General features: G+C 57.4%; 8 protein-coding genes and 2 pseudogenes. 6 read left to right on the top strand and 4 right to left on the bottom strand.

The genetic code is table 11. The annotated features are described in order from the left end of the window. Positions 1-42: 42 nt before the first annotated feature. Positions 43-1440, top strand: coding sequence for a phospholipase D-like domain-containing protein (locus tag DJ73_RS02095; RefSeq protein WP_094557167.1), 1398 nt, complete (start codon positions 43-45; stop codon positions 1438-1440). A 42-nt stretch (positions 1441-1482) separates the two neighbouring features. Here DJ73_RS02095 and DJ73_RS02100 read toward each other — a convergent pair whose 3' ends face one another. Beyond that, entirely contained in the window at positions 1483-5628 is a 4146-nt protein-coding gene (locus DJ73_RS02100) for an Eco57I restriction-modification methylase domain-containing protein (RefSeq protein ID WP_094557168.1), read from the bottom strand. A gap of 264 nt (positions 5629-5892) precedes the next feature. Between DJ73_RS02100 and DJ73_RS02105 the strand changes: the two genes are divergently transcribed. Then, positions 5893-6444 carry a hypothetical protein gene (locus tag DJ73_RS02105; protein WP_094557169.1) on the top strand — a complete coding sequence of 184 codons (552 nt, stop codon included), beginning with the start codon at positions 5893-5895 and terminating at the stop codon, positions 6442-6444. Between the two features lie 12 nt (positions 6445-6456). Here the strand turns inward: DJ73_RS02105 and DJ73_RS20785 are convergent. Both DJ73_RS20785 and DJ73_RS02115 read right to left on the bottom strand, forming a co-directional pair. After that, positions 6457-6612, bottom strand: a pseudogene (locus DJ73_RS20785) (site-specific integrase); the annotation flags it as partial. A gap of 37 nt (positions 6613-6649) precedes the next feature. Beyond that, positions 6650-7411 (bottom strand): DUF429 domain-containing protein, encoded by a 762-nt coding sequence (locus tag DJ73_RS02115; RefSeq protein ID WP_094557170.1) that lies wholly within the window; start codon positions 7409-7411, stop codon positions 6650-6652. 260 nt (positions 7412-7671) lie between these two features. Here DJ73_RS02115 and DJ73_RS02120 point away from each other — a divergent pair, with 260 nt between their 5' ends. From DJ73_RS02120 to DJ73_RS19570, 4 genes and pseudogenes are all read left to right on the top strand, one after another. Then, positions 7672-8370: a hypothetical protein gene (locus tag DJ73_RS02120; RefSeq protein WP_094557171.1), complete on the top strand. Its 699-nt coding sequence runs from the start codon at positions 7672-7674 to the stop codon at positions 8368-8370. Then, positions 8370-8627: a hypothetical protein gene (locus tag DJ73_RS02125; protein ID WP_094557172.1), complete on the top strand. Its 258-nt coding sequence runs from the start codon at positions 8370-8372 to the stop codon at positions 8625-8627. The genes DJ73_RS02120 and DJ73_RS02125 overlap by 1 nt, the downstream gene beginning before the upstream one ends. A 245-nt stretch (positions 8628-8872) precedes the next feature. After that, a pseudogene (locus DJ73_RS20570) lies at positions 8873-9028 on the top strand (hypothetical protein); the annotation flags it as partial. Positions 9029-9472: 444 nt separating this feature from the next. Further along, positions 9473-10420: a hypothetical protein gene (locus DJ73_RS19570; RefSeq protein WP_217900415.1), complete on the top strand. Its 948-nt coding sequence runs from the start codon at positions 9473-9475 to the stop codon at positions 10418-10420. Here the strand turns inward: DJ73_RS19570 and DJ73_RS20065 are convergent, their stop codons facing one another. Beyond that, the gene (locus DJ73_RS20065; protein ID WP_176451057.1) at positions 10421-14410 is read right to left on the bottom strand and encodes a hypothetical protein; all 3990 of its coding nucleotides are present in this window, start codon (positions 14408-14410) and stop codon (positions 10421-10423) included. It lies immediately after the preceding gene. Positions 14411-14523 lie beyond the last annotated feature (113 nt).

Below are 14523 nucleotides of genomic sequence, written 5' to 3' on the forward strand. Positions count from 1 at the left end.
AGGAAAAGAATAATTCAACCAACCCCTCAATAGTATGTTAAGATGAATGAGGACAAGCTACGGGATTGCTCGCCGACTATCACGAAGACATTAGAGAATTTGGAAGACTTTTATTCAGAAGTCGGAGAGTATAAGATACGCCACGCGCCAGCTATTTGGGTTCTAGGTCGCTTTGATAGTGAAAAGCCGACAACATTTTTGGAAAGATTTGGAGAGGAACTAAGTACTGATCTTGTTGATTACTTACTGGTAGAGTACGGTAAGATTTTCACACCACTATACAGGCTATTTATTGAAAATCAGAAGCCGGAGAACTGTAGTGATCATATTGAACTGGTCCTCCAAATACAGAAACAGAAGCAAGAGTTTTCGGGTCGTATTGGAAATGACCATGCAAATCTATTCCGTTCTCTCGTACATATCGCACCTCATTCAGAGGCGACCCAAAGGGCTCGGGATTACTTTATCAAAAATTATCACCCAGAACAAAACCCAATAAGAAGACCCATTAGTGGGGTCCCAGGGATTCTTGGACTCATGGAATTAGATTATAATAAATATGAGGACATGACTCAAAAGTGGTTGCAAGAGATTGTATCGGAGATTGGTGAGGAAGGTGGAAGCAAAACAATCGATGGCGCAACTATTTCAGCAGGTCAACTATTGGAGGCTTCGACCAAACATCGCAGTTATTCTCTTCCACAAGGAGTAGCCGCTACGATTGAAGAAGATCTTGTTAATTACTGTGAAAATTTCAACCAACATATTGAAGATTCCAGTTTCGACGAGTTAGGTAGCAACGATTTCTATACTGAAGAGAAGCGCTTCCATGGAGCGGTTATGCTGCCAGCTTTTGCCGTGAATTCGCTAACTGCAATCGGTCATGGATATAATGTCTCGGGTTTCGAACGAGAATGGGAGAACTATCTTAAACAAAAAGAGCAGGAGCGAACTAGATCCGAGTTTGTCTCAACGTTGCCTGCCATGGAGATGTGGGAGCGTAAACGTGGAATACAACGGAAAGCTGAATTAATGATCTCTTCTACGGAGGAGGAACTTCGCATCGCATCACTACGGATCGACATGCTTCATGAGGACTTGATCGATATCGCTGAATCTGATGAAGAGATTGAAATAAAAATACTCACTAATACGGGTTCATCCCGTGGCGAGCGACGGAAAATGGCGAATGCGGTGATGAACGAACTGGCTCGTCGAACTGGAGGCAACGTCCATGAACACCAGCTAGTTCATGCCCGAATGGTTATCGCAGACGATCGAGAATTACTGGTTTCATCTGCCGATCTTACGAGGGATCAGCTTGCAGATGAGTTTAACGGCGGTATTTACACCAGAGATCCTGATGCGGTGCAGCAAGCTACCGACGCCTTCGATGAAATCTGGAATAGCGGTGATAAATTGGATCCAAGTGGTAATTAGTCACAAGTTGCTGAAGAATATCTCAGATAGGAGTTATTTGACTCACATTCTGACCGCCTCCTCGACAATCTCGATCTCCTCCTCAGTCAGCCCGTACAGTTCGTAGACGATCTCGTCGATGAGCTGGTCCGTCTGCTCGATCTTGGCGTCGAGCTCCTCGGCGCGCTCCTTCGTCTCCAGGTAGTTCTCCAAGTCGTCGGCCACGTCGTCGACAGCCGGCAACTCGATCGCCTTCAGCCGATCGACGAGCGAGTTCGTCTTCGTCGCCGTCTCCCGGAAGTTCGCGAAGCCGCCCGCCTCGTCGACGGCGACCGGCACGAAGTGCTCGATCAGGTCTGCCTCCGTCTCCGTGAGGTCCGTGGTCCGGAACGCCGGCAGGTACTCCGTCTCCGTGTAGCCCCACTGGTCCGTCTCGTGTGCGTCCTCGTCGTCGGGCTTGTAGCGAGCGGTGGCCTCTATGAGAACCGTGTTCGGGGACTCGCGAACGACGCGGGCGGTGCCGACTCGGAGACTTGAGTTTTCTACAGCCGTATTACTGAGTCTTGACCGTGAAGCTTGCTTGGGGGGCTGAATAAGCCCTTGTTCTGAGATACCGCGACTGACTGAGTAAGTTCCAAGATGGTCTAACAGATCCGTGTTGTAATCTCTCCGAGTATCAATCAGGTCGATTATTTTTTCAACTTCGGTAGCAAGACCAGAATCCTCAAAATCCGGAATAGGAAATTCGGACAAATGAACTGTTCTATACTCTAGGTACCCTCCTCGAACGCTTGATAGATTACTTCGCGACCAAAGCTCACCGATTGTGGAATTGAGTATGCCTACCAGTTCAAAATCCTTTGAGGGGATGATGTAGCACTTATTATTAGCATAGTATCCGTCCAAATCAATGCTGAATCTCGGCCCATCGGATATTTCAGGATATATAATTTTTTCATCGTCAAATTTATTGTAATAGTCACATGGCCTCAACTCCCACCAGTATTCTCCCTGATCGTATCGGGATCTTGCAGCAGAGCGATACTCCAATAGATGCCCAGCAATAGCGGGATATTCCTGTTTGAACCACTGCCAAGCATCTTCTTCGTCTTCTAATCCGGATTGTTGACGGGTCCACCCTGATGGGACCCGAATTAGATAGTTCTCAGAAAAGTCAGTAAGATATCGCTCAGCATCACTACCTTTCATTAGCGGAAAAATCAGGTCAGATGAGCTAGAATCACGATTACAGATAGTTTCGTACTTTTCTCTGTTGATTATGAAGGCATCATTCAGTCCTGTTTTTATCCCCCACAGAATATCTTCATCCAAATAGTTCGATAATTCGGTACTATTACTCTCCACCTTATTCAGAACCTCAAGGGATTGAGGATCCGATAGCGACCACGAAGATGAATTAAAACGCTCTTGCGGCACTGGTATCGCTTTTGAACTAATAACGTCACCCAAATCAGCGAAATCCAGAGATTCAACTTGTAACGTTGTTACCTCGTGATCCGTCCCCGGCTCACTATTCTGTATACCCATGACAAGCGGATAGGCCGAAACGTCTGGTCCAAATACAGGGAGATCGTGAAAGTCACAGAGAACAGAGAGGGTCACTTGAGTACTCAAGAAGTCTCGCAAAGCTGTCCCGTATTCTGATTTTGTAAACTTGTTTGAGACAATATAGCCTAGGTATCTATGTGGAGCGAGTATCGTACGTCCCTGCTCTATGAAGTAGGTATACAGATCTGCGGAAGATGAGTATACCTCATAAGTGCTGGAGAACCACTCTTTTTGCGACTTCAACTGTTCCTGACGCACATATGGTGGATTCCCAACAACGGCATCGAAGCCCGCCTCGCCTATCTTCTCGCCCGCCGAATCGAAGAACACCTCGGGGAACTCCAGTTCCCAGTGGAAGAAGTCCTGCTCGTCGGCCGTCGCCTGTGCCGCCGTAAACCAGTCCTCCTCGCGGATCTCCGCCCAATCGGCCTCCTCTTCGATCGCGCCCGCCATCTGCTCGTAGGCGTCCTCGGGCACGTCACAGCCGAACTCCTCGGCGGTGTGGACGTTCGCCAACTCAAAGAGGCGCGTGTACAGGGGATCGTCGCGGATCTCGCCGTACAGCTCCTCCATCGATTTCACGCTCTCCAGCGAGTCGTTGTCGTACGCCAGCAGGTCCGCCATCAGATCCATCACGTGCCCGAGGGTGTCCTGCCGAACACGGGCAACTACCTGTGAGAGCGTTATCTGACCCTCTTCCGGACCGTCGTCGTCCAATACTTCGGTAATGTCGCTCCCGACCAGCGAGTTTCCGGCCTTCAGGTGGTGGTCGAGGAACGCGAGCGGCTGGTCCGCCGCGAGCGTCTCCAGCCACATCGAGAGCTTCGACAGCTCGACCGCCATCCCGTTCAGGTCGACGCCGTAGATGCACTCCTTCGAGATCTCCCGCCGGATGTACTGCTCGTCGTACGATTGAATCTCTTGCTCGCGAACGACCTCCATCACCTGCTCGGTGAGGTAGCCGGTCGCCTTCGTGAGGAAGTGGCCCGACCCCATCGCCGGGTCGAGGATCGTGAGGTCCTTCACCTCCTGCCAGAAGTCCGCGAAGTACTCCCGGTCGCTCGGTTCGAGCCCCTGCTCGCGGAGGTCCTCGTCGATCTCCGCGATCAGCGGGTCCACCGTCTCCTCGACGATGTACGTGACCACGTAGTCCGGCGTGTAATACGCCCCCGTCGCCTTGCGCTCGCCCTCGTCGTTGACGACGTACAGCCCGCCCTCGTCGACGATCTCGACCGCCTCCGCCGCCGTGACCTCCGAGGCCGGCTTCCACACCTGGCCGCCGTCCTCCGAGACCGCCGCGACGCCCTCCGCGTCCGCGATCCGGAACTCGTGTTCGAGCAGCCCCTCGTAGATCGACCCGAGGTGCCGCGTGTCCAGGTCGGCGTAGTCCGCCGGCACGTCCTCGCCCTCGTCGTTCTCGGTCGTCGACAGCCAGTAGACCACCTCCGCGATGTACGGGTCCTTCACCTCGTACTCGGTGAGGAACGCGTGGTCCTCTCGGCTGAACAGCCCCCCGTTGTACGGCGGGATGTCGAGGTCCTCCTCGCCCTCGTCGATCAGCTCGAACAGCTCCGAGAGCCGGCCCCAGATGGAGGTCGAGAACCGGCTGTACTCCTCGGTGAACGCCTCGCCGGACTCGACGTCCATGCCCTCCACGTCGTCGAGGATCTCCTCGCGCTTCGCTTCGAGGCTGAAGTACTCGTGGTACTCCTCGCTCGCGTCCGGGTCGTCGGGGTCGATCAGCCCGCGCGACTCGGCGTAGAGGACGAACATCAGCCGGTACAGCAGGACCAGCGACTGCTCTTTCAGCTCGTCGCGGTCCACGTCGCCCTCCGGACCGACATCGAGGTCGTTCGACTCGACGAACCCCTTCCCGAGTACTCGCAGCGCTCGGAAGACGTTGTCCTGGAGGTCCTCGCCGAGCTCCTGTGCGGCCGTCTCCGACTCGGTCCACACGTCGTCGAGGAACGAGCTCCCCGCGTGCTCGACGAACGCCTCCGGCCGGAAGAACGCGAAGAAGTATTTGAACGCCTCTAGGTCACCGCTCTCCAGAATCTCCGGCAGGTCGACCTCGTAGTAGGTCTGCGTCTCGTAGTCCTTCGTCCCGTAGAGCCGCCACTTCTTCCCGTCGGTGAGCACGCCCCACTTCAGATCGCTCGGCGTCCGTTCGAGGTAGTACTTGATCTGATGCGAGGCGTCGCGGTACGACCGCTGTTCGGCGAAGCGCTGCTCGAAGTTGGCGTCCCACTGTTTGGCTTCGAGGATCGCTGATGCCTCGGAGAACATGGCGTCAACGTCGCCGTCGGCACGTCGTTGCGCCGCCTCCCGTCGGGCGTTGTCGTCTTCGTACAGCAGCCGGTCGACGTGCCCGCCGCCGTCGGGGAGCGTCGCCTCGGAGATCGTGTCGAAACCGAGGATGTCGAGAATCTCAGCGATCCACGTGTCGATCAGATCATCTTCATTGTACGTGTCGAGAAGCGCTGCCTCTTTCTGCCAGAGGTCGTTGATCTCATCGAACGCCTCCTGCGCCTCGACATCGCAGTCCCACGCGTCAAGATCGGCGACGCGCTCGTCGAGATAGTACCCGGAGAAGAGATTGGAGTTCCGATAGGGACCGCTTCCAAGCGTCGCTTGGCTCATGTGATGTTCAATCCACACATGACCGCGAGTATATAGGTGACGGAGCGATTACCAGCGATGGATCACGCCGACGCGAGCGCCCCCGGGGAGAATCCCTGTGCGCTGTTCTGAAACGCACGCGCGTATCAGCGTCTCGGTCAAGCCCGCTGCCAAGCGATAGCGGCCTCCACTCCGAGACATTCTATCGCGGATTATGGACCCGATGGGTTGCTATTACTCCGTTTAACAGAAGATTGATGTATCGGCTGTGCGTCGGCTTGGCTAATGAGTTGGATTCGCGATATCTTTATCTCAAATAGTTCCTCCACCAATGAAAACGAGGCCACGACCGAAGAGAGGTTTCCAAGGGATACGTACGGACCAGGATACCCTATCGTCGTTGATCGCGACGAACTTAACGACCTCAACCGACTAATTGAAATCGAGCGAAGCGCCGCCGACGGTTGGGAGAATTTACCGCTAACCAGTCGAGAAGAGTTCGATGAAATCGTTGAGGAAGTCACCGGACAGACTCCTAGAAGCCCTGAAAAATATCGAAACGAGATCCAAGACATCGTTGGACTGTGGGAAGAGCAACTCACTCACTCACGGGACGCCGTCTGGATCACTGTTGGAACCGACACTCGATTTAAACTCTATATTGCTCAATGCGAACACCGGGCGGAAACTGACGATGATAGCTTTGAGGAACCACCAGAGCTCGACACCGCACGTACGATACTTGAACGGATAGAAACGGTTCAAGAGGTGGATTCAAAGCTCGTTATCGTTCATCGAGATGACTTACCGCTTGACCAAACTGAGGGAGATGACTGACGATACCGAATGTTACACCCGATCGATGTGGACGTAGACCCGTTCAGTCATCTGGATACACGCGTGTCGGAGTCGGTTCCGTACGTCGTAGAAGGTGTGGCCCTCCTCGATGTTGAGCATCCGATAGGCGACGCTGTGCTGGAGCGTGTGTAGTGTTACGGCTTTCGGGCGCCTCCCTCCGCTCGTCGAGGTCGGCCCGTAATGTTCACACCGGCGAGTCTTCGCTCCAGTAGGCCATTCGCATCGGAATTTCTGCTCCGTCTCGGTACTCCTCGTCGTGTGGCAAAAATTTGATTTCCTCCTCTGGATAAGACGCGACGACAGCAAGACCGAGGGCGTCAACCACGTCGTCGACGTCGATATCACCAGACTCCTCATCGAGCTCACGACAGATATCTCCGAACGCCCCACTCGGATCTTCGAGATGACCGTCGAGCGCTCTGAGCCGCTCACCGATCCCCTGAGCTGTCTTTTTCGAGTGCGTTAGCTGCTCCCCGAGCAACCCGCGGAAACAGACCTCTGGGTGCGACTCGATCACGACCTCTCTTGCTGCCACGTTGTCTCCGAGGAACGCGTCGACTTCCCCGATCGCGGCGGCGATGTGGTAGGACTGTTTACTGAGTCCCTTGCCGATATCGTCCTGATTCTGTTTCGCGACCGGCTCGTAGTCGTCACCCTCTTTCGCCGCTTCACACGCGACCCTCGAAGGCGCGGGGAAGACAGACCCGGGTCGTCTCGTCACAGAACGCGCAGCTGAGTCGAGCGTTTCGCGCTTTTTGAGCGTCTCCTCGTCGTGAGGTAATCCGATCGGTACATCGATCAGGATTCGATCAAAATTCCAGTCTGACTTCCAGACCGACGAGAGATGCTTCTTGCGTTGACACGCCACCTGAACGCCGTCCTCTAATACGATCGCGAGCCACTTTCCGCCCGCCCAATCTACACCTGCAACTGTCTCTCCCGACATTGAACGATTGCGAGTTTCGAGTGACAGGTAATGAAGCACGGGGCCGGTTGGAGCGAGATCAACAGTTGAGCGTCGTCATTGCTCTTCGCGTCACCGCTACCGATCGCGTTGCTGAACACCAGTTCCGTGTCCCGAGCCTGACGAAGCTGATTGAAAGACCAACCAATCTGATAGCGACCGTAGTCCTGGTGAATACCACTTCCACTTTCACCGTCCGTCCATGGCTCACCCCTTTTGCGTATCTGCCACTCTACGCTACCATGCACACTCGTTCCCGGCGACCGACCGCCGATCTCCCGGACCTCGCTCCGGGCGTCACACTCGTCGACGTCGACGACGACCTCGGTGTCACACCCGTCCAGGCGCTCCTTCTCGACCGAGTGCTCAGTCGCGACGGACCCGCGTTCTGGGTCGACGGCGCGAACAGCGCGAACACGACGCGCCTCCGCGAGCTCGCACCGGCCGATCGCGTGCTCGACCGCATCGAGGTGGCACGCGGGTTCACGGCCCATCAGCACACCGCTCTCCTCGACCGGCTGGCCGGCCGGCTGGCCGACCGAGAGTCGCCATCGGTCGTCGTCGCGACCGGACTCGACGGGATGTATCGCGCCGCCGACGTCGACGGCGAACTCGCGGAGCGGATGTTCGTCCGTGCGATCGCGTCGGTCGCGCGCGTCGCTCGCGTCCACGACGTGCCGGTCATCGTAACACGCTGTCGCGAGGACGACTTGTCGCGGCCGCTGTGCCGGTCCGCGACGACGCACCTCCAGTGCCGGGAGACAGCTTTCGGACCGCGTTTCGAGGACGCTGCGGGCGACACGGAGACGCTCGTCTACCACATCGAGGACGGCTGGATGCAGACAACGCTCGCGTACTGGCGCGAGGTCCTCGAACATCGCGCACGGATGCACGAGGGAGCGACCGTCGAAGGCACGTCGGCCACGCCGGGGATCCAGTAATGGGCCGCACGAATCCGACCTATCGGGACCAGCTGGCAACGATCGAAGAGGATTGGAGCCCGTACCGACGAACGCTTCGCCGACGGAACAAGTCCCGATTCGACCAGCTGTTCGTGTATGCCCGCGATCACGCCGACGCCGCCGGGAATCTCAACCATTCCGACCCCCTGGCGCCGGTGTGGATGGCGATCGCGCTCGAACAGGAACGGCGGATCGCCGAGCTGGAGTCACGGGTCGAATCGTTCGCCGACGCGTAGCCCGTGACGCTCACGCTGGATTATCTCGGCGACAGTCGCCTCGTCAGATAGACGCCCACCCCAGACGACGTCGCTTGTCGACATCGACACGGGATAGGTACTCAGGGTTACAAGCCGTTGGAGACTACGCACTGGCGCACGCTGACGGCCTCTGACACGGCTGCGAGGAAAACGCACCGTTCGTCACCGAGAGTGGCGACCCGTACCTCGAAGTCCACCAACTCTATCGGCGTGCTGACGGTGGCGCTGACGACCCCGAGAACGTGATCGCGCTCTGTACGAACTGCCATCGCGAATCACGAGATCGAGGACGGAGAAGCGTACAACGAGGAACTGATCGAGAACGCCGAGCAGCGAGAGTACCTGTCGAACTGAATAGTAGCGCCTTTTTCGAAACGTGACAAAACTGACCCAGCTCATGCAGAGAGAACCTCTCTAAGCGACTATCGCGTGAGTTCGATCCCTTTGTTACTAGTAGATGCTATCTACACTAGCACCCAATGAGTCGAAGCCGACGGTGGCTCTCGTTCCGTCTTCAGCGATTACATATCCAGATTCGTAAGATCCTATCCCTCCTAATTTCGAGAGATGGATACCTGATACCTCTCGTTCTACTCATCGGAATAGCTCTTCTGTTGATATTCATCGGCCAATTTCAGCTAGGTCCGACTCGGACCGCAATTTTACAGACAGTCCTTTCAGTTCTGGAGATCGCCTTTGGTGTCTACATCTCGTTCGGACTGCTTCTGTCTGAACTCCGACCACCGGCGAAAGACCGTATCGATCGTCCAGAGTCTGTCGTCTCTTTCTACGAGGAACGAGGCTGTACTGATGATTTCATAGCTATGACTGATATTGGTGGGTGGGACGAGGCCACTCCCCTAGATACGGTTCCCGGAATTGTCGAATCGATCCCAGAGAAACCAGTGCCGGTCTCTGAGCTGGAAGCGACTGTCGACACGGAGCAGTTCTACCCACTGCCCGAGCGCGTACAGCGTCTATATGAACCGGTCATAGACACTCTCCACGAGGATTTTGTCGACGAAGGTAATTTTAATCAAATGAAATTACGTCCGCATTCCCTCGACGGCACCGATTTTGCTTATGGCACGACTACGTTCTTCAATAATTATGCGACAAACCTCACCCCGGACTATGACTTATTTAACAGTCGTAGCGCTCGCGAGCTCTTCCATTCAGAAGTGTTCCGTCCCGATGACTCACTTCGACCACTCACCGGCTCCGAGTCAACGAAACTGCCGTACATCGCCGCATCGGCAGGCATGATTATCGGCCGAGACGGGAAGGCGGTCTTCCCGATTCGAAGCCGTGATGTCATAATTGAAGGTCTAAACCTTGGACTCTCCTTCGGCGGGTCGTGGGACTTGGATAAAGTTAGCGCAGATGGTATCGATGGTCAAATTGAGTCCGAACTCTCTGAAGAGCGGAAGTTAGTTGCCGATCATCCAATCGACATCCATTATATCGGCACTCTAAGACGCCTCGAATTACTGGGTAAACCTGATTGTTTCTTGATTGGGGTTGTAGACGGTGTCCCTGACTGGAAGGTTTCGTCTAGCGAAGAAACGGGCATAGTCGTCGAACAGGTCATTCCAGAAGATGTTACTGTGGATGGTATTGAGACGGTTCTTGCTCACGCTGATACTGTGACAAGACGGGTTAGGCGCCTTATCAACGAGAGTGCGTATCCCCCCGGAGTTGGCCTGTTGTACTGGCTATATTTATTGAATTGTATAGCCGAGAATATAGATGAAACCAGCCGCGATAGCTAACTATCTGAGTTCTAAGAGCGGAGCTATGCGGCCACGCTGTCGAGCCATCCTACGAGCTTTTCGAACAGCCACTCGCCGAACGTGTCGTAGAGCGCGCGCCCGGCGCCGAGAGCGTCGCCAACGATCTGGCCAATGGGCGGCTCCCAGTAGCCGAGGGCGACGAGGCCGAACAGCACGACGACGACGGCGACGCCGATCGTCGCAGCTGACGAGAAGACGCCGACCGCAGCTGCCCCGACGGCCTTGTAGCGGCGGAATCGGAGCAGCACGACGAGCGCGGCAACCCCGACGAACGCTGACTGACCGAGGTGACTCCCGAGGAACCCGAACATCAGTCGCCCCGTCGTCGCCGGAGATCTCGATGCGGTTCACTTCGTCCGGCGTATTCGCTTCAGCTCGCCACGCCGACACCGCTCGCCAGCCGAGCGCGATCACGCCGACCACGATGATCAAGCCCGCCTCTTCGGCGATCGTCTCGCCGAGCTGCGGCGCGAGCGCCTGAATCCCGAGCACGCCCACGAGCGCTGTCGACCCGACCCAAATCCGGAAGTCGAACGCGTCGAACTGCTGGAGCACAAGGAACAGCGCCACCGGCACGGCTCCGAGCGCGACTATCAGCGTCGTCTGCTCCGGAAGGACGCCCGACGTGAGCACCCAGCCCGTACCGGCGAGGATCAGCAGGCCGAAGACGATCTCGTTCGCGAGGATGCGCTCAACGATCCCGCCGACCGTCCCTGCAGTTGAACTCGCAACACTCGTCGCCGCCTCGGTGCGCTCCTCGGTGATGACGCCCGTGCGACGGCCCACGACAGCAACGGCACCGATCAGCACGATGCCGAGCAGAAGCGTCCGGCCGTCCGGGACGAATCCCTGTAGCTGGCCGAGCACGCTGCCGCCACTGGCCGGATCCATGATTCCGCCGCCGCCGGCGCCAGCGTCCGCCCCCGAACCGGAGCCGGACGCGCTCCCGTCGTCGACTTGGAAGATCAGCGTCTCCTCGGAGTTGTCGTCGACGAGCGTGATTGGCGACGACGCGAGTCCCTCGTCGCGGACGATCTCGTTCGTCTCCGACCAGAGGATGTACGGCGTCGCGCTCTTTGCGTCGACGAACGTGTACTCGACCTCGGCGAGCCCGTTGCCCTCCACGGCGAGTCCCGGTTCGTCGCGGTTGCCTGCCAGCTGGCTGACGGTCATCTGGTCTTGCGCGACCGCGACTTCGATCGGCCACGTCCTCACGGTCGCTTCCGCGCCCACGGTCGCGTTCGGCAGCGTGAGTGTCTGTTCGCCCTCAGCGGTGATCGTCGTGCTTCCCGTGGTTTCGCCCCACGTCGCGTTCTCTGCGTAGTGGACGCGGTTCGAGAACACCGTCTCGTCGACCGAGAGCGCGAAGTTTGGTCCGGCATCGGCGACCTGGAGCCGCGTGTTCAGCGTGTCCGAAGACGTCGTCGGATCGAGCACGTTGATCGACCCGTCCTCGACGCGAATCTTCGAACCGGTCGCTCGCACTTCGGTGGTCGAACCTTCGGCCACGTCGCCGAGCTGCACGGTCAGGTCCGTCCCGTTGAGGACGTAGTCGCTCTCTGCGACCGGTTCCCACGTGGTACCGTTGTACCGGACCTCGATGTTCCGAACGTCGACGACGCGATCGTTCATCGGAATCGTCGCCGTCGCGTTCGCTCTGTCTCCAGCCCACGTCTTCGAGACGGTCGTGGTCTGGCTCCACGTGGTCTCCTCGATCCTCGCCGAGGTCGTCGTCTCAGCGGCGTGCGAGTACTCGAACCCAACCAGCGACGCCGGTCCATTCGTTGGCGAGTTCGTCGAGATGTTGACTCGGTTGGTTCCTTCTTTGAGCCACAACGGGCTCGCTTGGAGCGACACCGTCTCACCGGCTGACAGCGTGCCAGCGTGTCCAGCCGTCTCACCGTTGACTTCCACGACGGGATCGCGCGTCTCGGTGACTTCCGTCCACGACGCGGCAACATCGACAGGGCCATTAACTGATATATCGCCCGACTGTGAGCCGGTCGAGAGATCGACCGACTCCGTGACCGTCTCGCCGTCGCCGAGTGTCCCCGAGTGAGAGACAGTTTGACCTGCGACGGTCACGCTTGGATCCTCGGTTTGTGTCACCTCTGTCCACTCAATTGAGACATCAGCCTCGTGGGATCCAACCGATGTATCAACCGATTGTGTTCCGGGGGAGAGACTGATCGTCTCGGTCTTTGTTCCGTCGAGAATCCCCGAGTGCGAGACGGTTTGGCCGTCGACCGTCAAACTCGGATCCTCTGTCGCGGTTACCTCGGTCCACGAGGCATCGACGTCGACCGATCCTCCGTTGTGAGATATGTCGATCGAGTCCGTTCCGGGTGACAGGGTTAGCGTGTCCGACGATCCCGGAGTGATCGATCCCGAGTCGGAGCCCGCCGTGTAACTCACGGTTCCGGGGTCGGGCGATTCGAGCTCAATCAATGTGTTATAATCAGGGGGAGATCGCCAAATGAAATCGGTATTATCCCCGCCGCCGTCGGTTACCTCGGCGGTGACTGTGACGGTGGATTTGTCTGAGACGTCTATCACAGCACCGTCATGCGTGTTTGTCGTATAATCGCCGTCGTAATACCGTTCACCGAAACTGGTGCCGTCGACACGAATCTCCACCCCGACCGAGTTTAAATTGTCATTCTCGTTTGTCTGCCCCTCTGTTCTGACGGTCGATATCCTATTAAAATCCGAGACGTCGAGATCGTATGATTTAGTCTCACCTTCATTAAGCCGGATTCCGGACTCCAAGGAGTCATACCATTCGTTAGTCGTCCGTGTCGGGTTGCTGATGGAGATTGTGCCGTCTCTCGTGTCCGTCGATCCACCGACGTCGATAGGGATCGATGCCGACGGCGACGCGCCCGTTTCTGTCACGGAGTCGGGCGTCGTCGTCTCCTCTCCAGTGATCGTCACTTCCGCATTATCCGCGTCCTGCGTGCCGCCGACGTCGATCTCAGTCGAAAAACCGGATGTTGCTGACCGGGAGAGCGATTTCGATGACGTCTCACGGACCCCCGTGAGTGTGACCGTCTCGTCTCGCGGAGCTGTCGTTCCGCCGATGTCGATCGGGAGCGTGTCGCCATTCGTCGCGGAGACGCTCGTCGACGCCGGTGCGGTGTTCTCCACGCCCGTCACATTGATCGAGTAATCGGAGACTCCGGAAGTGTTCGCGAGCTCGTACTGGAACTGGCTGCCGTCGCCGGCCTGATCACCAGAGAGCACGACATCGCTGCCGAACGTCACCGTATTCGTCGAGAACCCGTTGACGTAGAACGCAGCACTCCCATCACGCACCTGCAGCGGTGCAGCGTACTCAGTACCGTCCTCGTGTTTGACGTACGCCGCGTCGGGCGTCTCGCCGATGTGCTCTTCGAACCACGCCGTCTCGATCGAGACCCATCGGCCGTCGTGCGTTCGGTCGTCCTCGAGTACGATCGCTGGCTCGCCGTCGACGACCGTGGTCTCGACGTTCATCGTCTGCGAGCCCGCTGACGCCCGTATCTCCTGCGGTGGATCTGGCGCATTACCCTCAGCGGTGCCGAGGTAGCTACTCGGTAGCGCGTTGAGCGTCGTTCCGCTAAGGTCCGGCGTGTTTACTGCCGACTCTTCCGTCTCTTCTACGACCGGTTCGTACGTCTCGCCTTCGACCGGTTCTTCGGTCTCGATGTTCGTGTCACCGTCGTCGAACGGCGCCGCCGGTCCGAGCGCGATCGCACCGACGAGCAGCACGCCAGCGACCGCCAGCGGCTTGAGCGCTCGCCGCGGGATCGACACGCCAGCGACGGCGCCTCGCAGCTGCGGCGCGATCTCCTCGGCCGACTGCGATACCTGCGCCCGGAGCCACGCGCACATCGCGATCGCGTACTCCTTGAGACGCTGTGTGAGGTCGGCGTCCGATTCCTCTCGATCGTCGTCGTCGCTGTGAGTATTCGTGTTCTCGTCAGTCATGATTAGGGCCTCCCCCGTTCGGTTCGGTATATACGCGCGCGTATGGGCTCCTCTCCCGCCGGGAGCGAGAGAACTGAACGCGACCGATCTCGCGGAGTACCATATTCGTCGAT

The organism is Halorubrum sp. Ea1, from assembly GCF_002252965.1.
Classification (GTDB): domain Archaea; phylum Halobacteriota; class Halobacteria; order Halobacteriales; family Haloferacaceae; genus Halorubrum.

What these genes read in the sequence shown, in the direction of transcription:
- DJ73_RS19570 (WP_217900415.1), top strand. Translation starts at nt 9,473, where the DNA reads ATGACTGATATTGGTGGGTGGGACGAGGCCACTCCCCTAGATACGGTT.
- DJ73_RS20065 (WP_176451057.1), bottom strand. Translation starts at nt 14,410, where the DNA reads ATGACTGACGAGAACACGAATACTCACAGCGACGACGACGATCGAGAG.
- DJ73_RS02115 (WP_094557170.1), bottom strand. Translation starts at nt 7,411, where the DNA reads ATGTCGGGAGAGACAGTTGCAGGTGTAGATTGGGCGGGCGGAAAGTGG.
- DJ73_RS02100 (WP_094557168.1), bottom strand. Translation starts at nt 5,628, where the DNA reads ATGAGCCAAGCGACGCTTGGAAGCGGTCCCTATCGGAACTCCAATCTC.
- DJ73_RS02120 (WP_094557171.1), top strand. Translation starts at nt 7,672, where the DNA reads ATGCACACTCGTTCCCGGCGACCGACCGCCGATCTCCCGGACCTCGCT.
- DJ73_RS02095 (WP_094557167.1), top strand. Translation starts at nt 43, where the DNA reads ATGAATGAGGACAAGCTACGGGATTGCTCGCCGACTATCACGAAGACA.
- DJ73_RS02125 (WP_094557172.1), top strand. Translation starts at nt 8,370, where the DNA reads ATGGGCCGCACGAATCCGACCTATCGGGACCAGCTGGCAACGATCGAA.
- DJ73_RS02105 (WP_094557169.1), top strand. Translation starts at nt 5,893, where the DNA reads ATGAGTTGGATTCGCGATATCTTTATCTCAAATAGTTCCTCCACCAAT.